This is a genomic window from Aliinostoc sp. HNIBRCY26, assembly GCF_050235535.1.
Taxonomy (GTDB): domain Bacteria; phylum Cyanobacteriota; class Cyanobacteriia; order Cyanobacteriales; family Nostocaceae; genus Trichormus.
Genome location: NZ_CP189852.1, coordinates 420298 through 438404 on the forward strand (window position 1 = coordinate 420298; position 18107 = coordinate 438404).

Sequence of the window (18107 nt, forward strand, 5' to 3'; positions counted from 1 at the left end):
CAGTGAAATTTTGCTTTTTTGTCCGGTCATAGCTAATCACAATTTATTACAGAGTGATTACAGATGACGAAAAATCGCATTTTATTAGTAAATAAGCCAATTAATCATCAAAATTAACTTAAAGCATATGACTATCTCTGAGAATCTCAAGAAAGGGTCAAAAGGGTTAGAAGTTAAACAACTGCAAGAAATATTAACTCAAATTAAATTAGACCCAGGCCGCATAGATGGGGTTTTTGGTGACAAGACAGAAATTGCTGTGAAAAAATTCCAAGCACAGCAAGGTCTTGAAACTGATGGGATAGTAGGATTAAACACTCAAGCAGCTTTAAATCAGTTGATTCAAGCAAATTTATACGGTGGGAATGATGGTAAATTACCACTTCCTGGTGTCGCATTGATTAGAGATTTTGAAGGATGTAAACTACAAGCCTATCCCGACCCGCGCACTAAAGGTAAACCATATACTATCGGCTGGGGTTCGACTCGTAAAAAAGATGGTAGTGAGTGGAAACTAGGGGACAAAATTACCCAGCAAGAAGCAGATGAATTACTCATTTTGCAATTAGAACGTGATTATCTCCCACCCTTAGAGAAAATCCCTGGATGGGATAATCTGACTGCTGCACAGCAAGGAGCATTATTAAGTTTTGCCTATAATTTAGGTGCTAATTTCTATGGGGCGAAAAATTTTGAGACTATCACCAGAGTATTGAAAAATCAAGTCTGGGATGAGATAGAAGCAGCTTTTGTGTTGTACACTAATCCTGGCACTCCAGTAGAGGAAGGATTAAAGCGACGCAGATTAGCAGAAGCAAAGCTGTTTTTGCAGTCAGATAACATAGCTTGAATCAATTACCTAGTCAACAACCGCCGCCGCAATAAATCTAGGGCTGTACAAGCACTCAAATGACGAATAAAAGAGCGATCGCGCATTGTCCCAAACTGATATTTAAAACTCTTGACTTCATCATTCGGCCCTGCTAACCCAATATAAACCAATCCCACAGGCTTAGTCTCACTCCCTCCAGAGGGGCCAGCAATCCCCGTAATACTTAATCCCCAAGTAGTTGCTAGGCGGGTTTTAACACCAATTGCCATTTGCTCTGCAACGGTATCACTAACTGCACCAAACTCTGCTAAATCTTCCGGCTTCACTCCCAATAACCCCGCTTTCACGGAGTTATCGTAGGAAATTACACCACCCCAGAAATAATCAGAACTACCAGAGATTTCTGTTAACATTTGCCCCAAAGTTCCACCAGTGCAAGATTCAGCCACTGCTAAGGTTTCTCCTGATGTCCGCAATAATTGACCGACAACAGAAGCTAAGGTGTCATTATCCACACCATAAAAATCCAAACCTGCAATTTCTTTAATCTGTTGTTCTACAGGTGCAATCAACGCCTCGGCTGCGGCTGGTGAGGTGGCTTTAGCTGAAACACGTAGCCGTACTTCTCCCTTCCCTGCATAGGGTGCAACTGTGGGATTCGGTAAATTAAAGTAATCACTGACTTTTTCTGCTAAAGCAGATTCTCCAATTCCCCAAAACCTCAAACTGCGGCTATAAATAATTTCTTGACCCCAGCCTTGACTTTTCAAAAATGGTACGGCGGTTTCTTCCCACATTCGGTGCATTTCACTGGGAACGCCAGGGAAAGTCAAAATGGTAATATCTGGGCGGGGTTGCCAGATTATCCCAGGTGCTGTACCACTGGGATTAGGTAAAATATCTGCACCTTGGGGAATCAATGCTTGTTTGCGGTTACTAGGAGTCATCACCCGACCACGTTGAGCAAATTTCTGGGAGATATCTTCAATAGTGGCTGCGTCTTCTACTAAAGGCGCGCCAAAAAAATCAGCGATAGTTTCACAGGTTAAGTCATCGGGAGTAGGGCCTAGTCCACCAGTAAAAATGAGAATATTAGCTCTGGAAATAGCAATTTCAATAACTTGTTTGATGCGTTCTGGATTATCTCCCACCACGGTTTGATAGTAGTGGGGAATTCCTAATTGGGCTAGTTGTTGGGCTAGATATTGGGCATTGCCATTCAGGATATCTCCCAGCAAAAGTTCAGTACCGACACAAATGATTTCTGCACTCATTGATTTTTCTGTCAAAAGTAAAAAATAAAATTTTGGATTTAAAAGCAATTCTTAAAGATTATCTTGTCAGATAGAGTCTTCTAAATTGCGAACTGCGTTAGCGTAGCGGGACGAAGTCCATTGCGAACTGCGAATTGCGAATTGCGAATTGGTATTACTGATAGTGATTGGTATCAGGTTAACACACTACTTAGTTAGTCAATCAATAAATAAATAAGGCGTGTTTACGCCAAAGCGTCACACACCCTTAGAAGATTGGTCAATGTCGTTTTGAATTTAGATTGCCATATTAATTAATTACTTTTGTAAGTTGCGATTTTGCTGAGAAAACTTGCGGACTCTCCAACAGACGTAACTTAAAAGTGAAGTGGTTGCACAAATGTAAGCAATACTGCTAGGTACACCAGCCACAAATAGTGCTAAACTTCCTACCCACAAAGTTAGACAGTAGATAAATAATACTGACCAGCGATGGGATAGACCCGCTTGCAGAAGGCGATGATGGAGATGACATTTATCTGCAACCCAAGGTCGTTTCCCTTGACGTAGACGAGCCAAAATCACGGCAGACATATCTACAATGGGGACAGCCAAAATTAAGTATGGTAAAAGAACGGCAGTGAAAGCGGGGATTTTGACTAAACCAATCACACCCACAGAGGCTAAAGTAAAACCCATAAAATACGAGCCACCGTCACCCATAAAAATTTGTGCTGGATTGAAGTTGTAGCGGAGAAATCCTAAAGCCGCACCAGCTAAGGCAGCTGCAATTAAAGCGGCGGCGGGTTGCTGCATAAATAAGGATACGAATAGCATAACGACAGCCGCAATCCCAGAAACCCCAGCCGCCAAACCATCTAAGCCGTCAATCCAATTGATGGCGTTGACCATCCCAACTAACCAAACTACCGTAATAGGCAAACTGAGCCAGTGGAGGTTAACTATACCAACAGTAGGGATAGTAATAAAATCTATGCTGACACCAGCTTTCCAAGCACAGGCGGCAACAATTATTTGCATTAACAGTCTTGTTAGAGGAGATAAACTTAATAAGTCATCGGCTAAACCAATCAAAAAAAAGCCAAGACCACCTAAAGTTACGCCCCAAATTTGCCATTCTTTTTCGGGAGGCAGATTAGCAAAGCCACCCAACCACCACACAATCATTAGAGATAGTATTGTACCTGCGAAGATGGATACTCCTCCCAGGCGTACCATTGGACGGTCATGAATTTTGCGACCACCAGGTTGATCTACGCGTCCACTTTTAATGCCAATCTTTTTGACATCAGGCGTAGTCCAAAGGACGACTACTGCGGCAACGAGGAAGGCGATCAGATGATATATCTGAGCAGGCATCTGTAATTTTTTAGAAAGTTTATTAACAAAAATTGGCCAAGGACGTTTCCTTCATATTTTTACTACATTTCAGGCCTAAATCAGCATAAGAATTGGATATTGGGTATTGGGAATGGGGCATGGGGCATAAGGCATGGGGATAAAATCTTCCTTGTCTCCCTTGTCTACCTTGTCTCCCAGTCCCTAATCCCCAATCCCCAATCCCCAATCCCTAAGCCAATGCTGGTACAGGAATTTCCTGGTGTGGATATAAGGGGAAGCGATCGCACAATGCAGCTACCCGACGTTGACAGTCTTGGGCTACGGTTGCGGAGTCTGGATTGAGCAGGCGATCGGCAATAATGTTGCCAATTTCGATAAATTCATCGACTCCCATACCTCTAGTTGTCATGGCGGGGGAACCTAAGCGCAAACCACTGGTAATAAATGGCGATTGGGGATCAAAAGGAACTGTATTTTTGTTGGTGGTAATATTCACTTCACTCATTAATTGATCAGCTTTCTTACCTGTCATCCCAATTGAACGCAAATCGACGAGCATTAAATGGTTATCTGTACCGTCAGATACCAGTTTTAAACCGCGATTTTGCAGTTGAGTGGCTAAGGCTTGAGCATTATCAATTACTTGCTGTGAGTAATTGGTAAATTCTGGTTTTAAGGCTTCACCAAAAGCTACGGCTTTACCTGCAATCACGTGTTCTAAGGGGCCGCCTTGAGTGCCAGGGAATACGGATTTATCTAATTTTTTACCCAATTCTGCATCACGGGTCAAAATTAACCCACCTCTGGGGCCACGCAGGGTTTTATGGGTGGTGGTGGTGACGACATCACAATAAGGAATTGGGTTAGGATGTAGTCCAGTGGCGACTAACCCCGCGATGTGGGCAATGTCTGCGAGTAAGTAAGCACCAACTTCATCAGCAATACTACGGAATTTGGCAAAATCAATAATGCGAGGATAGGCAGAATAACCACAAATCAAAAGCTTAGGACGCTCCCTTAACGCCAGCTCTCGAATTTGGTCGTAGTCTAGTCTTTCTGTTTGTTGACTTACGCCGTAGTGACGGACTTGAAACCACTTACCGGAGACATTCACTGGAGAACCGTGGGTGAGGTGTCCACCGTGGGACAAGTCCATCCCCATGATTGTGTCACCAGGTTCTAACAAAGTCAGAAAAACTGCAAAATTTGCCTGTGCGCCGGAGTGGGGTTGGACGTTGGCGTGAGCCGCACCAAATAGCTGTTTGGCTCTATCAATAGCTATTTGTTCGATTTTGTCAACGAATTCGCACCCACCATAGTAACGCTTACCGGGTAAACCTTCAGCGTATTTATTGGTGAGGACTGAACCTTGGGCTGCTAGTACAGCCGCCGAGGTAAAGTTTTCACTAGCGATCAGTTCTAAATGGCCGCGTTGGCGTTGGAGTTCTTGATTAATTAATTCTGCGATCGCGGGATCGGAGGTAGCAAGCAAGTCTGAATTTGTTCTAGTCACTTCAACTATACCTAATAGCAATTTCTACGAAAGTTAAGGCGATCGGCACACAAGTTTCTCTGTTAACAGTTGACAATCAAGATTTCTACCTTCTTGAACTGCTATACAAACATGATGTATTCCATCTGGAATTATCAGTTGCCGAATAACTTCATAGATTTATGATCATAAACCTGTTTACGAAAATATCAACTTTGATACTTTTAAGAAAATCAGCTTTCACCAAGATACTTGCAGGATGTGCTAAAATATAAGCATCAATACTTAATAAATCCTCAAATATTCCCTAATTTTCTAGTTAAACTCATCAAAATTTAGTCCTCGGTGTGGTCAGTATATTAATTAAAATTATTTAATTAGCTGTGAGAAACGCGCTATCGGGCTGCTAAAAGTCAAGTGGAGCGAATTACCTGTAAATGTTGTAGCCCTACTACCTGTAAGCAAGAATCTCTCGGCAGTAGAGAAAGAAGGAGAGATTGAGATGTTAGTCATTCTCATGGACGAGCAAATCCTAGTTCCTGAGCAAGTTTGTCAGTCTTGCTTACTAGCTGATAGTAGTGGTCAACCACGATGGCGCGGAGGAAAGTTAACTTGCGGTCAAGCTATTCGCCAGCTTACACAACAGCAACCAGAGCAGTATAAATGTCAAATGGGTTTTCGCATAGCCCAAATAGAATAGTCAAAGCCAAAAAGGTAGGTTAACTGCGTTATCCTATGCTCTAGGGGAATCTGAAATTTTCACCATAGGAGAACGCACAATGGTTTGGCGTGGGACTACATCAATTACTGATCGCATTTTCGCCTGTTTACCTTATCTTCTGCCCCTAATTAACAGTTTAGTGTTTGGGAGTTATTTGTTAGGAAGGTTTCCTATATTACAGCTACTCTTGATACCTTTACAGCCAATAGTGGTCTTGTATATGAGCTTGGGACAATTAGGTCGATTGCTCCTTTTCTTTGCTTTATTTATATTTGTGGTCAGAAACGAAAAAATTGTTCATTTCATTCGATTTAACACCATGCAGGCAATATTACTCAACATTGTGATATTTCTCTGTGAAGTTCTGAGAGAACTTTTGGGATTCATTCCTAATACTGGCTTTGCTATAGAAACAATATCCAACTTAGTTTTCGTAGTAGTTGTTGGAACAGTAGTGTATTCTATGATCCAATCCCTACTCGGACGTTACGCGGAACTGCCAACAATTTCTGATGCAGTTTATACACAAGTGCGTTAATACTTTAGGGAGATGCCACGGTGTTTTCTAAGCGACCAATACCTTCAATTTCTATACGGACGCGATCGCCTGGCTTTAATGGGCCAATACCTTCTGGTGTACCCGTGAGGATGACATCTCCAGGTAGTAAAGTCATCACTTGACTAATATAAGCAACTAGAAAATCAGGGGCAAACACCATCTGATCAATACCAGCAGATTGCACTGGGTCGGGATCATCATTAATAAAAGTCTGCAATCTAGCTCCGGGGTTTAATTCTCGGACAATCCAAGGGCCTAGAGGACAAAATGTATCAAACCCTTTGGCGCGAGTCCATTGACCATCTTTTTGTTGTAAATCTCTAGCCGTAACATCATTGGCGACGGTGTAACCCCAGATTTTAGTTTGGGCTTCTTCTGGAGTACATTTACAGGCGCGATCGCCAATAATCAAAGCTAACTCACCTTCATAGTCTACTCTTTGCGACTGCTGAGGATACTGAATTATTGTCTCTGAAGGAATAATTGTTGTTGGTGGTTTTAAAAAAATTAATGGCTCAACTGGTACAAGGCTTCCCATTTCCGCAGCATGGTTAGCGTAATTCTTTCCCACCGCCACAATTTTGGAAGGAGCGCAAGGTGCAAGAATTTGGTAATTATCCGGCTCTAAAACTAAATCAGTTAGCTGTCCCTGTAGCCAAGGTGGAGCATCAAGCACCTGCACGTTAAGAGACAGCTGCAACAACCCATAGTAAATCTTTCCTTCTTGATTTTGAACTCGCACATAACGCTGGGCCATAAATTTGATCAAAATCCTTATCAAGTTAGGGACTGGGGATTGGTAAAGGCAAAAGGTAAAAGGCAAAAGTAAAAAGAAAAGATTCTTTTGCCCTTTTGCTTTTTATTTTTTCTCCATGCTGCCCATCAACAATGCCAATTTTGGCAGATGGGGCTGATGATTAAAATAGAAAACTGGTAAGATTATATTTCCTTGTTGCTTCAGATGTTGATCAATACTGAGAGATTTTATATCTAAATGTATAAATTAATGTCAGCAGCCAGTTGTCCAAAAGGAGAATTACAACCATGTCTACAGTTTACGAAACACTATATATTCTGCGCCCAGACCTCACAGATGAACAAGTAGAGCAAGCGATCGCCAAGTATCAGAACTTGCTCAAAGAACAAGGTGCTGATAACATTGAAATCCAAAATCGTGGCAAGCGTCGTCTGGCTTATGAAATTGATAGAAATCGTGATGGCATCTATGTTCAAGTAAACTACACTGGGCCTGGAAAAGTGATTGCTCCCTTAGAACGCGCCATGCGTTTGAGCGAAGACGTAATTCGCTACCTCACCATTAAGCAAGAAGTATCTGAGGACAAAGCAGAAGAAGTTGCTGCGACAGTCTAAGACAATTGTTGAATGACCCGTGTGGAAAATTGAGTATTCATAACTCAGTTTTCTCCACGGACAAAACTAGAATAAAAACATATAATCAGAAAAAATTTTATTTTGATGCCTTATTTTGTAATTGAGTTGGGAATGCTAGATTAACATTGCCTGCCCAAAGCAAGCGATCGCAGTATATCCAAGGTTGGAAAATATTCTTCAATCGGAGCTTTAAGCCACTGTGAGCCAAACTGAACTACCCGACATCCAAGCTCTCTCTACAGAAATGTCGCAGCTGCGCCAAGAATTGCAGCTACGTGATCAACTCGTCCAACAGCTATCACAGGAACTTTTCCGGCTAGTCAAGGGCAATACTAATTTTATACCCCCCAAGCTAGAGCCGGAACAAGATTTAACTCAACTAAAAGCTTTACAAGAACAACTACAGGCTGTTGAGCAGCAAGTCACATTCTATCAAGAGCAAATTACTGTCCGCGACGCGGAAATTTATCAACTGCGTCAGTCCGTCCAAGAGTTAACTGACCGCAGCCGGATGTTAGAACAAGTAGTGCAAGAATTACCGCAAATTTACCGCCGGAAATTTGAAGAACGCATGACTCCAGTCAGAGAAAAAGTAGCTCAACTGCAAAGAGAGAACCGCCAACTACAAGCCGAATTGCAAAGCGTCAGTTATCGTTTAGCTCTCAAAACACGCACTTCTAGCCATAGTGGAATTGATCTACCCAACTTTCCCCGTCCCGCATCCAGCTAACACAATGTTTCTACGGTAAAAAATGCCTAAATTGAGGATAAATTAGGCAAAAATCTGAATATTTATTGATATTTATTGATACTCTTTAATATCTTATATTTATTGACTCAAAAATATATTTTTGCGAGTCCATCTAAGTTTGGTGACAACTTGCTTTGATAGACACATTGATTAAAGTGTTGGTGCAACTACCATTAATACCCACCAAAACAGCACTTATTACTCAGCACTCAGCACGGGCTAAACGCCCCGCTACCGCTAACAGCACTCATTACTCCTGACAATAATTAAAGTAAACCACAGCAATGCTCAAAAATAATCGGCTCATTTAGACTTTTAGCCAATTATTTTGACATTGCCGGATTTAGTTTTTATAATAAGATGTTAGTTTGCTAATGATACTTGCTCGTTATCGACGACACTAAAAATATCTTCGTAAGTGTCAAAGATTTCAAATACTGAATCTAACTGTGTAAGTTCTAAGACTAAGCGGACAGGAGTCTGTACGTTGCACAAAACTAGACGGCAGCCATTTTGTCTTGCTGATGTTAATCCTTTGACTAATGAAACCAAACCGGAACTATCCATAAAGTCTACTGATGCCAGATCAACCACCCAAAGCTGATGAGGCTGAGGAGTGATTTCAGACATCTGTTGGCTCAAGGACATACCATTTTGTAAGTCTATGCTGCCTTGAGGTTTAAACAAAACCACTTGTAATTCTGGTGTGAGTGTCATAAATTTAACCAAGTAGTTGAAACACTTAACAAAAGCAGGACGCAGAAACCAATACTAGCGCGATGCTGTGTGTGAAATCTTGGTTACATCTACAGTAAAAAGTAGATTGCAACTACAAGTTTTCTAGCATTTGCTTCAGTATTTATTCCGTATAATTTGTTTTGACATTCCCCAATATAGGCACAAACGCCTAATGATTTCCGTATCAAACGTATCTTTTACATAACCTTTATATTTTTTTAAGTTTTTTATAAGTTTTTAATAAAAATTTATTGCTTTATCGCTTCATTTATGCGTTTGTGCTAATAACTGATAGATACTTGATTGTCAATTATTAGTTACTAATCATTCATATAGGAATCCGACTTGATTATTGAAACGATTTGCGTAGCTAGGGAACAGGGAACAGGGAACAGGAAAATAAGTAACAGAGGTGTACCGAGTTTTTTCAGAAATCAAATATGATTCCTATATATGTCTAGAATTATACTGGGGTTTCGAGACATTCCAAGCGACAATAGCTTTTTGAACTGCTGAATATGGGGGCTTGATTGACACCCCAGGTAAAAACAAGCAAAGATGTATATAAAGTAAAAAATTGTAAAGGCGGCGGTGCGGGATGTCTCTTGAGTTGATTTCATTAGAAAACATCCAGGAGTTTGCCCATCATTACGGTTACTGGGCTATTTTTTTAGGAATATTGCTAGAGAACTTGGGTATACCTCTTCCTGGTGAAACCGTAACCTTAGTAGGTGGCTTTCTGGCTGGTAGTAAGGAACTTAATTATTGGATAGTTTTAGCCCTTGCCATTACTGGTGCGGTGATGGGCGGAATTTGTGGCTATTGGATTGGTCGGCTGGGAGGCTGGTCTTTTTTACTACAAGTAGGAAAAATATTTCGATTTAGTGAAACAAAATTGTTGAGTATCAGAGTGCAATTTAGTGAAAATGCAGCTAAAGCAGTCTTTTTCGGCCGCTTTTTTGCATTATTGCGAATTTTTGCTGCTCCATTAGCCGGTATCGCTGAGATGCCTTTCGCCAAATTTTTGATATACAACATTTTAGGAGCAACAGCTTGGGCTAGTTTAATGGTGACATTAGCCTTTTTTGCTGGTAGGGTTGTTTCTCTTGAACAATTGGTGGCTTGGGTGAGTCAATTTGCAATTTTGGCTTTACTGATACTTGTAGCTGTGATTGCTATTCCCTTATGGTTAGAATCGCGTCAAGTTAAACAAGCCGCAAAAGACTAAGAAAAGGCAAAAGTAAAAATTAAAAAGGCAAAAGAGAAATTAGAGGTTTGTAGTGAGGACTTCAGTCTTTATCTTAGGACTAAAGTCCTCACTACAAACTTTTTACCTTTTACCTTTTACCTTTTACCTTTATTTATCTAGTTTGTTTTGCCCAAATGCGAGTCGGTAGTCCCCAAACGTAAATGAAACCTTCGGCTGCTTTGTGGTCGAACTGATCTTCTGCGCCGTAGGTAGCTAAGTCAGGGGTATAGAGTGAATTATCGCTCCAACGACCGACGATAGTGGCATTACCTTTAAACAGCTTCAAGCGGACAGTTCCAGATACTCGTTCTTGAGTCTTCTGGATAAAAGCGTCTAAAGCAGTTTTCAGGGGACTGTACCACAAGCCGTTATAGACCATTTGGGTGTATGTTTCTTCAATACCCCGTTTGTAGTGGGTAACATCTGCGGTGAGGGTGATGCTTTCTAAATCTCTGTGGGCTTGAATTAGCACCAACATGGCGGGAGATTCGTAGATTTCCCGTGATTTAATCCCTACCAAACGGTTTTCAATCATGTCGATGCGACCGACACTATGATTTCCCACAATTTGATTGAGTTCTTGGATTAATTCAACGGGTGTTTTAGCTATCCCATTGAGGGTAGTGGGTATACCGTGAATGAATCCAATTTCTAAATATTCTGGCTCATTGGGGGTATCAGCGATCGCTTTGGTCATTTCATAAATTTCTTCTGGTGGTTCAAATGTGGGATCTTCCAACACACCAGCTTCGATACTGCGACCTAGTAAGTTCTTATCAATACTATAGGGAGAAGATTTTTTCACAGGGGCGGGAATCCCAAATTGTTCACCGTAGGCGATGGTTTCTTCACGACTCATACCCCATTCCCGTGCCGGTGCGAGAATCTTTAACTCAGGATTTAATGCCGCACAGGAGACATCAAAGCGTACTTGGTCATTACCTTTACCTGTACAACCGTGTGCGATCGCATCCGCACCATATTTTTGTGCAGTTTCGACCAATATTTTAGCAATTAACGGACGAGCCAGGGCAGTTCCTAGAGGATAACGATTTTCATAAAGAGCATTAGCTTGAATAGCTGCAAAAGCATAGTCTTTAATAAAACTATCTTTTACATCCACCACCAGAGATTCACTTGCACCTGATTTTAGAGCTTTTTCTCGGACTGGTTCTAATTCATCACCCTGACCTAAATCTGCTGCTAACGTAATTACCTCTTCTACTCCCCACTCTTGCTTGAGGTAGGGAATGCAAACGGAGGTATCGACTCCACCAGAATATGCCAACACAACCTTTTTGGCGCGACCCATTTGTTTCTCCACTTAGGAAAACACAATAATTAATGAGTCATTATTATATCTAAATGCACCATGTATATTTTCTGAATCGGAAAACAAAGTTTTTAGCCCCCGTCTTAACAAGAAATTTGAGAGCGTTAAAGTTTGGGTTTACTGTACGGCGTTAAAGATCGACCAACTATCATTTTTCATACCGACTTACCTGTTAACCGTTAAGTGCCGTCCGTATCGCTTATTTGCGTTAGGGTAATGAACTCATTGAGGTATTGTCGTATGTCATCTGGGAATACTAAGTCTAAATAAAGTTTTATCGGTTCTTCAGTATCTAGTATGCAAAAATAGAGTAAATAAGGTAAATAAAAATTAAAAAGTGTGTCAAATAATGAGCAAAAGCCCTGATAGTATTGACTAGTAAGCAGTATCTGAAGGGGGGACAAAATCAACTAAAAGACTGACTGTATAAGGCTCATAGCTCTTAGACCTTGTTGATAATACTTGCGCTTATTGGTATTAAGTCTCATTAATTGGGCTACTAATGATTGACAATCATCCATAAAACTGACCCAAGTATAACCATATAGACCAATATAAAAACTGCTATGTCGCCTGGTACTACGGTTCTTTTCTTGAACTCTTCCGACATATTCTTGTACACCCTTACGTTTAATCTGCTGTCCTTGAATTGTCGCTGATAAGTAGGCAATAGCTATTAACAAAATTAGTGAAATCAACCGTTCTCTCGTGACTTTTGTATCTTCTAAATTATAGGCTCCTGTTTTAAAATCTCTAAACATTTCCTCAATATCAAAGCGTTGTTTATAAGCTGTAATAGCTGCGCCTAACTCTGATAAATCTGTGAGAATAAACCATCCTTTTTTTGGTGCTACACCTTGGAGTTTTCGCTTCCATTTACAGGCTAAATTAAAATGTCCAAAACCTCTAAGTTTCGTGACTTTAACTCCCGGTAGAAATAAGGATAGTCCTGGGGCTAATCCCAAATTTTTCAACTCTAACCAAATCTCTGACTCTTTTTCGATAAATTCATTTTTTCTTAATCTTAAACAAAAGCTCAATCCTTGATTTTTCAACCAGTTTGCTAATTTGACTGAGCAAAATTCTCTATCTCCCAATACACATACTTTATATTTGTTCACTATCTCTAAAATCTCTATCAACGCTTCTGTTTGTTGCTGGAAATTACTATTGCCTTTTTGCTTCAATAATTCCAAATATATCGGTATTGCTCTTTTCTCCCACACTATGCTTATCATTAATAGATTTATACATGACCATTTAGTCCGGTCTATTACTAGATATATTGTTTCTTTCTCTTGAAAGTATGTCTCTAACCATACTTCAATTATTGGCAACCATATTTTCTTTATTAGACATCTCCGAAGATAGAAGCCGATTTAATCAATACTCTATGGGAGAATGAATCAGAGTGTGTGCTTGAATTAGCGCAAAGAACAATTATAGTTCCTCGTAATGTACAACTAGAAGTAGTATCTAAGAGTTATAGGCAAAATAATTATCAAATTGGTTTTGGTAATTATTTTGCGGCTCAAATAGCAATTGGAGGAGTGAAAAAAATAGAATCAGGTATTTTAGATCAAGTTTACTGCTTTGCTACTATATTTTATACTCTTGATAAAAGGATCATAACTGTAGATGTTCACTCGGAAATGCGATAAAAAGTGAAAATAGGCTTTTCAGCTTATCGCAAATTCAAGTTACTTTAGGAGTATCCATAATAAATTACGGATAAACGCCTAACTTTTTCTACCTCCCTGACTTCTGCATCCATGATTTAGGATTAGTATAGAAACTTATGTCATTGAGCTTCTACAAATGCTAGGGAATTTTCAACACAGCCAACTGCGAATCGAAATAGAAGCCCCTGCTAGTGCCATCCGTGATAGTCTATTACGGACTGAGAAACTGGAAAAATGGCTGATAGGGCAGAGATTTGCACCAGGAATACCAGATGAATTGACTACAGGAGTAGAGTTTACTACCTGGACTGGTGCGATCGCCATTCATCACAAAGTAGATATCGCCAAACCCAACTGCTTACGTTTGTTACTCAGTGGCGGTATTGATGGATTTCACGAATGGTATTGGGGTGACGGCTGGGTACAATCTCGAATTGAAGGTATATCAATACTACCACTCAATTTAGGACAAACCATCAGCCTATTGAGTTTACGTCAGTTCCTCGCTGCATCTCCCAGCAAGGTTTAACTACTGCTCATCCACCGCAGAAAATACTTGCTCAACTGTTAATGTAATTTGGGCATTGGGCATTGGGCATTGGGGTAAATATTTCTCCCTTGTCTCCCTTATCTACCCTACACCCCATTCTAACTAGGCTTAACCACCCACACTGAACAAGCCGCCTCTTCCACTACTTGACTACTCACAGAACCCAAGACAATCCGTGTCATACCTGTTAAACCACGACTACCAATAATAATTAAATCTGCTTTGTAGATATTAGCAAGACGAATAATTTCTTCAGCAGGATTACCAGCTACTATTTCAACTTGGCTTTTAACTGATAACTGTTCTTGAAAAGATTGTAATTGCTGTTCAATTTGAAAAGCGGAAAATCTTAAAGACTGGGGTTGAGGACGATCAGCCGGTAAGTCTATTTCTGACTCTGCTGTAGAAAACACATGACACAAAATCACCCTAGTCTCTGGTGATAACACCAAATCATCTAAAGCCTGAATGACTCGTGCTGCAATTTCCGAACCATCAAGAGCCACCAAAATAGTTTCTAGCACTGCTGTTATCTCCTCAGATGTACACCCGTAGCTTGGGAGTGGGGATTGGGGATTGGAGACTGGGGACTGGGGATTGGGTATTTGAAGGTAGACAAGGTAGATTTTATTTCTTTCCAAACTCAGCACCGGCTAAACGCCGCGCTACCGCTAACAGCACTCAGCACTCATCACTCAGCACTCAGCACTCATCACTCAGCACTCATCACTCCCCACTCAGCACTCCAAAGCTACTTAGACTTTCAGTTTGTAACTACTGAGTAAGTTTTAGTCAAACTACAGGAAAAAATTAATCATTCTTGAGGTTCATCTTTTTGGAGACGACGACGCACGGAATCGGTGTGAGAGGGTAAACCTTCGGCTGATGCTAGTGTATCTATTGCACCGGCAACTTTTTGTAGAGCTGTGGTGGAATATTGAATAATATTGGAATGCTTCAGGAAGGTTTCCACTCCCAATGGGGAAGCATAACGAGCTGCGCCAGAAGTCGGTAATGTGTGATTAGGCCCTGCTAAATAGTCTCCTACTGCTTCTGGAGTAGAGTAGCCTAGAAAAATTGCCCCAGCATGACGAATTTGAGGGAGCAACGCCCAAGGGTCTTTAATTTCTAATTCTAAATGTTCTGGTGCAAATTCATTAGAGAGTTCGGCGGCGGCTTCTAAAGATTCCACTAGGACTATTAAACCGTAATGAGCGATCGCTTTTTCTGTATCTATCCGTCGTGGGTGATCTACTAGCTGTCTTTCCACCGCTACCTGTACGTTTTTCGCCAAAGCCGGATCTGTAGTTAATAAAATCGCCGCCGCCATAGGATCATGTTCAGCCTGCGCTAACATATCCGTCGCCACATGAATGGGATTAGCTGTTTGATCAGCAATAATCAACACCTCACTAGGCCCTGCTAAACAATCAATCCCCACCTTACCGTAAACTAGCTTTTTCGCTAGGGTGACATAGATATTACCAGGCCCAGTAATTACATCTACTTTGGGGATGGTTTCTGTACCATAAGCTAAAGCGGCGATCGCTTGCGCTCCTCCCACCCGATAAATTTCTTTGACACCAGCCTCCTGCGCCGCTACTAACACCGCCGGGTTAATCGTTTTTTCCGTTCCTGGTGGTGTCACCATTACTATTCGAGGAACACCTGCTACCTTCGCCGGAATCGCATTCATTAGCACCGAACTCGGATAAGCGGCTCGTCCCCCAGGAACATATAACCCCGCCTTATCTACAGGCGTGTAACGTTTACCCAAAACCACATCATCATCCCCGAAGTTTACCCAACTTTTAGGGACACGCTGACGATGAAAAGCTTCTATTTGCTTACAAGCCAACTTAATCGCGGACAACAGTTCTGGTGATACCTGTTGGTAAGCCGCATCCAATTCCGAACCCTTCACCAGCAGTTCTTCTGGCTTGAGAATTTGATGGTCAAATTCGGCAGTATAATGTAGCACAGCTTTATCGCCTTGGCGTTTCACTGCTTGCAACACTTCTCGCACCGTCGCTTCTTTATGAAGAACTTGTTCATCATCGGTGCGATCGCAGATCCGTTGCAATTCTGCTTTTACATCTGCCTGCTGAGTAATGATTCGCAGCATGGAGTAAGGACAATGCCAAAATTTTAGAATATTCCTGCCTGAGAACTAGGTTAGCTCCTACCCCATAAAGGCCAAGAGTTGATGCTGATTCTCTTCTCTAGCTTAACCTGGATTTTTTTGATACTCTCAAGGTCTATGAAATTGATTGGGGGTTGGGGATTGGGGACACTTCGACAAGCTCAGTGCTTCGCTGGGGACTGGGGACTAGGGATTGGGGACTGGGAACTAGGAACTGGGAACTGGGGAAGAAATGCTAATGACTATTGACTATTGACTAATGACTATTAACTAATTTTTTTTCAGAACCCCTAACATTGGCAAAATAGATGCTATATTAGTAAGTCTAGTAGTGTGTGTACATAATTAATAGTCTTTTTGGGATCGACTGTGGCGAATACAAAGTCTGCTCTTAAGCGCGCCAAAATCGCAGAACGCAATCGGCTGCGTAATAAAACCTATAAATCAGCTGTAAGAACGCTGATGAAAAAATATCTGGAAGCGGTTCAAGTCTATGCCGCTAACCCTACACCAGAACTTCAGGAACAAGTACAAACAAGGCTGTCGGAAGCTTATAGCAAAATCGACAAAGCCGTAAAACGTGGCATTCTTCATCCCAACAATGGGGCAAGAAAAAAATCGAGATTGGCCAACAAGCTCAAGCCACTGACAAAAACAGCGTAAGCAGTTATTAGTCATTAGTTACTAGTCCTTGACTAAATAACTAATGACCGATGACTAACGACTAATTACCATGCAGCTGATTGACACTCACGTTCATCTTAACTTTGATAACTTCCAGCCAGATTTGACAGCAGTGCGATCGCGATGGCAAGCGGCAGGACTTGTACACCTTGTACATTCTTGCGTCGAACCAGCAGAATTTTCCAGTATTCAAGCCATAGCACACCAATTTCCTGAAATCAGTTTTGCCGTAGGATTACATCCCCTAGATGCCGAAAAGTGGCACAGTCAAACAGCGCAGGAAATACTATCTTTAGCCAAATCTGACTCCAAGGTAGTAGCTATCGGTGAAATGGGACTGGATTTTTATAAAGCCGATAACTATGAGCAACAGCAAATAGTATTTGAGGCACAATTAGCGATCGCCTCGGAATTAGATTTACCCGTAATTATTCACTGTCGGGAAGCCGCAGTGGCAGTTAGGGAAATTTTACAAAAATGGCAAGAACGCACCAATAACCAGATTCGGGGTGTAATGCACTGCTGGGGAGGTACACCAGAGGAAACTCAATGGTTTCTGGATTTGGGGTTTTATATTAGTTTCAGTGGTACTGTCACCTTCAAAAACGCCAAAGCTATCCAAGCATCGGCTGCAATGGTGAATAGCGATCGCCTGCTGATAGAAACCGACTGTCCCTTCCTCGCTCCCGTACCAAAACGGGGTGAAAAGCGTAACGAGCCAGCCTATGTCCGTTATGTAGCGGAGCAAATCGCAACACTACGTCAAGAGACATTAGCAACAATTTCGGCTCAAACCACTCAAAACGCCTGTAAGCTATTTGGCCTATCAATATAGATAATAGCTAAAGCCGAAAGTTGAAAGTGATAATCAACCTCACTTTTACCTTTCGAGCCGCAGGAGTGAAATACAGTCAGGGTTTTATATTGGTGATGTTAGATTTATCCCAGCGATAAGCGACGAGGTAAAGTCCAAAACACTAGCCAAAATTCCCCATCTTCAATTGACATCTCAACTCTCAGCTTGTTAATATCAAGCTTTTGAGGTCTTTTGGATTAACTTTGCCTATTTATCTTGTGGGTCGCTATCAAAAATAAAATGCAAGGAGGAAAAATGTGCTAAAATTAATGCCTCCAAAACATTTTGTGTGCGCCATAATGATAATGAAGGAACAGAGGAATCCTCTGCTTGATTTTGTAAAGTTATCAACTTGACCATCCTCACACCTCTACACACGGATGCCCTCAATGGCTGAAACAACTTAGCAACCAACATTGAGATAGATTGTCCCTTGATTAAACCTATAGAAAATTGTTAAAAAAAATTGTCTTGTGATTACCATCCCACAAAATCAAGCCATTTTGCTCC

At 41.2% G+C, this 18107-nt stretch carries 18 protein-coding genes and 1 pseudogene; 10 read left to right on the forward strand and 9 right to left on the reverse strand.

All coding sequences use genetic code 11. The annotated features are described in order from the left end of the window. Window positions 1-127 precede the first annotated feature (127 nt). Complete coding sequence (locus ACQFX9_RS01775; protein ID WP_427160436.1) at window positions 128-850, forward strand: glycoside hydrolase family protein; 723 nt, start codon at window positions 128-130, stop codon at window positions 848-850. A 5-nt stretch (window positions 851-855) separates the two neighbouring features. Here the strand turns inward: ACQFX9_RS01775 and ACQFX9_RS01780 are convergent, their stop codons facing one another. The 3 genes from ACQFX9_RS01780 to glyA all read right to left on the reverse strand — a co-directional run bounded on the left by ACQFX9_RS01780 (window position 856) and on the right by glyA (window position 4960). Then, window positions 856-2106 (reverse strand): competence/damage-inducible protein A, encoded by a 1251-nt coding sequence (locus ACQFX9_RS01780; RefSeq protein ID WP_427160437.1) that lies wholly within the window; start codon window positions 2104-2106, stop codon window positions 856-858. Between the two features lie 297 nt (window positions 2107-2403). Continuing rightward, the gene (locus tag ACQFX9_RS01785) at window positions 2404-3465 is read right to left on the reverse strand and encodes a glycosyltransferase family 4 protein (RefSeq protein WP_427160438.1); all 1062 of its coding nucleotides are present in this window, start codon (window positions 3463-3465) and stop codon (window positions 2404-2406) included. A 211-nt stretch (window positions 3466-3676) separates the two neighbouring features. Further along, complete coding sequence (gene glyA / locus ACQFX9_RS01790) at window positions 3677-4960, reverse strand: serine hydroxymethyltransferase (RefSeq protein WP_103139522.1); 1284 nt, start codon at window positions 4958-4960, stop codon at window positions 3677-3679. Between the two features lie 481 nt (window positions 4961-5441). Here glyA and ACQFX9_RS01795 point away from each other — a divergent pair, with 481 nt between their 5' ends. Together ACQFX9_RS01795 and ACQFX9_RS01800 are read left to right on the forward strand one after the other, a co-directional pair. Continuing rightward, complete coding sequence (locus tag ACQFX9_RS01795; RefSeq protein ID WP_236143152.1) at window positions 5442-5639, forward strand: hypothetical protein; 198 nt, start codon at window positions 5442-5444, stop codon at window positions 5637-5639. Window positions 5640-5718: 79 nt separating this feature from the next. Beyond that, window positions 5719-6198, forward strand: coding sequence for a Tic20 family protein (locus ACQFX9_RS01800; protein ID WP_427160439.1), 480 nt, complete (start codon window positions 5719-5721; stop codon window positions 6196-6198). A gap of 4 nt (window positions 6199-6202) precedes the next feature. Here ACQFX9_RS01800 and ACQFX9_RS01805 read toward each other — a convergent pair whose 3' ends face one another. Next, on the reverse strand, window positions 6203-6976 hold the full coding sequence (locus ACQFX9_RS01805; protein WP_103139519.1) for a fumarylacetoacetate hydrolase family protein: 774 nt from the start codon (window positions 6974-6976) through the stop codon (window positions 6203-6205). A 287-nt stretch (window positions 6977-7263) separates the two neighbouring features. Between ACQFX9_RS01805 and rpsF the strand changes: the two genes are divergently transcribed. Both rpsF and ACQFX9_RS01815 read left to right on the forward strand, forming a co-directional pair. Continuing rightward, window positions 7264-7590 (forward strand): 30S ribosomal protein S6, encoded by a 327-nt coding sequence (rpsF, locus tag ACQFX9_RS01810; protein WP_427160440.1) that lies wholly within the window; start codon window positions 7264-7266, stop codon window positions 7588-7590. Window positions 7591-7810: 220 nt separating this feature from the next. Then, a complete protein-coding gene (locus ACQFX9_RS01815) occupies window positions 7811-8341 on the forward strand; it encodes an Npun_F5560 family protein (protein ID WP_427160441.1) in 531 nt (176 codons plus the stop codon). Window positions 8342-8725: 384 nt separating this feature from the next. Here ACQFX9_RS01815 and ACQFX9_RS01820 read toward each other — a convergent pair whose 3' ends face one another. Then, window positions 8726-9079: an STAS domain-containing protein gene (locus ACQFX9_RS01820; RefSeq protein ID WP_427160442.1), complete on the reverse strand. Its 354-nt coding sequence runs from the start codon at window positions 9077-9079 to the stop codon at window positions 8726-8728. Window positions 9080-9698: 619 nt separating this feature from the next. Between ACQFX9_RS01820 and ACQFX9_RS01825 the strand changes: the two genes are divergently transcribed. Next, on the forward strand, window positions 9699-10328 hold the full coding sequence (locus tag ACQFX9_RS01825) for a DedA family protein (RefSeq protein ID WP_427160443.1): 630 nt from the start codon (window positions 9699-9701) through the stop codon (window positions 10326-10328). Window positions 10329-10461: 133 nt separating this feature from the next. On the opposite strand, the gene ACQFX9_RS01830 is transcribed toward ACQFX9_RS01825, so the two are convergent. Beyond that, window positions 10462-11661, reverse strand: a complete 1200-nt coding sequence (locus ACQFX9_RS01830; RefSeq protein ID WP_427160444.1) for an argininosuccinate synthase — start codon at window positions 11659-11661, stop codon at window positions 10462-10464. Window positions 11662-12092: 431 nt separating this feature from the next. Continuing rightward, a pseudogene (locus ACQFX9_RS01835) lies at window positions 12093-13034 on the reverse strand (IS4 family transposase); the annotation flags it as partial. A 63-nt stretch (window positions 13035-13097) separates the two neighbouring features. Between ACQFX9_RS01835 and ACQFX9_RS01840 the strand changes: the two are divergent. Together ACQFX9_RS01840 and ACQFX9_RS01845 are read left to right on the forward strand one after the other, a co-directional pair. Then, window positions 13098-13343, forward strand: coding sequence for a hypothetical protein (locus ACQFX9_RS01840; RefSeq protein WP_427160445.1), 246 nt, complete (start codon window positions 13098-13100; stop codon window positions 13341-13343). 157 nt (window positions 13344-13500) lie between these two features. After that, window positions 13501-13893, forward strand: coding sequence for a hypothetical protein (locus ACQFX9_RS01845; RefSeq protein ID WP_427160446.1), 393 nt, complete (start codon window positions 13501-13503; stop codon window positions 13891-13893). A 119-nt stretch (window positions 13894-14012) separates the two neighbouring features. Here ACQFX9_RS01845 and ACQFX9_RS01850 read toward each other — a convergent pair whose 3' ends face one another. Continuing rightward, window positions 14013-14438: a universal stress protein gene (locus ACQFX9_RS01850; protein WP_427160447.1), complete on the reverse strand. Its 426-nt coding sequence runs from the start codon at window positions 14436-14438 to the stop codon at window positions 14013-14015. A gap of 290 nt (window positions 14439-14728) precedes the next feature. Continuing rightward, a complete protein-coding gene (hisD, locus tag ACQFX9_RS01855; RefSeq protein ID WP_427160448.1) occupies window positions 14729-16039 on the reverse strand; it encodes a histidinol dehydrogenase in 1311 nt (436 codons plus the stop codon). 387 nt (window positions 16040-16426) lie between these two features. On the opposite strand from hisD, the gene rpsT reads away from it, so the two are divergent. Next, window positions 16427-16720, forward strand: a complete 294-nt coding sequence (gene rpsT, locus ACQFX9_RS01860; RefSeq protein ID WP_236141337.1) for a 30S ribosomal protein S20 — start codon at window positions 16427-16429, stop codon at window positions 16718-16720. Between the two features lie 70 nt (window positions 16721-16790). Further along, a complete protein-coding gene (locus tag ACQFX9_RS01865) occupies window positions 16791-17576 on the forward strand; it encodes a TatD family hydrolase (RefSeq protein WP_427160449.1) in 786 nt (261 codons plus the stop codon). The last annotated feature ends 531 nt before the right edge of the window (window positions 17577-18107 follow it).

Excerpts from the sequence above, each read along its gene's own strand:
- ACQFX9_RS01775 (WP_427160436.1), top strand. The coding sequence starts at position 128 with ATGACTATCTCTGAGAATCTCAAGAAAGGGTCAAAAGGGTTAGAAGTT.
- ACQFX9_RS01780 (WP_427160437.1), bottom strand. The coding sequence starts at position 2,106 with ATGAGTGCAGAAATCATTTGTGTCGGTACTGAACTTTTGCTGGGAGAT.
- ACQFX9_RS01785 (WP_427160438.1), bottom strand. The coding sequence starts at position 3,465 with ATGCCTGCTCAGATATATCATCTGATCGCCTTCCTCGTTGCCGCAGTA.
- ACQFX9_RS01795 (WP_236143152.1), top strand. The coding sequence starts at position 5,442 with ATGTTAGTCATTCTCATGGACGAGCAAATCCTAGTTCCTGAGCAAGTT.
- ACQFX9_RS01800 (WP_427160439.1), top strand. The coding sequence starts at position 5,719 with ATGGTTTGGCGTGGGACTACATCAATTACTGATCGCATTTTCGCCTGT.
- ACQFX9_RS01805 (WP_103139519.1), bottom strand. The coding sequence starts at position 6,976 with ATGGCCCAGCGTTATGTGCGAGTTCAAAATCAAGAAGGAAAGATTTAC.
- rpsF (WP_427160440.1), top strand. The coding sequence starts at position 7,264 with ATGTCTACAGTTTACGAAACACTATATATTCTGCGCCCAGACCTCACA.
- ACQFX9_RS01820 (WP_427160442.1), bottom strand. The coding sequence starts at position 9,079 with ATGACACTCACACCAGAATTACAAGTGGTTTTGTTTAAACCTCAAGGC.
- ACQFX9_RS01825 (WP_427160443.1), top strand. The coding sequence starts at position 9,699 with ATGTCTCTTGAGTTGATTTCATTAGAAAACATCCAGGAGTTTGCCCAT.
- ACQFX9_RS01830 (WP_427160444.1), bottom strand. The coding sequence starts at position 11,661 with ATGGGTCGCGCCAAAAAGGTTGTGTTGGCATATTCTGGTGGAGTCGAT.
- ACQFX9_RS01845 (WP_427160446.1), top strand. The coding sequence starts at position 13,501 with ATGCTAGGGAATTTTCAACACAGCCAACTGCGAATCGAAATAGAAGCC.
- hisD (WP_427160448.1), bottom strand. The coding sequence starts at position 16,039 with ATGCTGCGAATCATTACTCAGCAGGCAGATGTAAAAGCAGAATTGCAA.
- ACQFX9_RS01865 (WP_427160449.1), top strand. The coding sequence starts at position 16,791 with ATGCAGCTGATTGACACTCACGTTCATCTTAACTTTGATAACTTCCAG.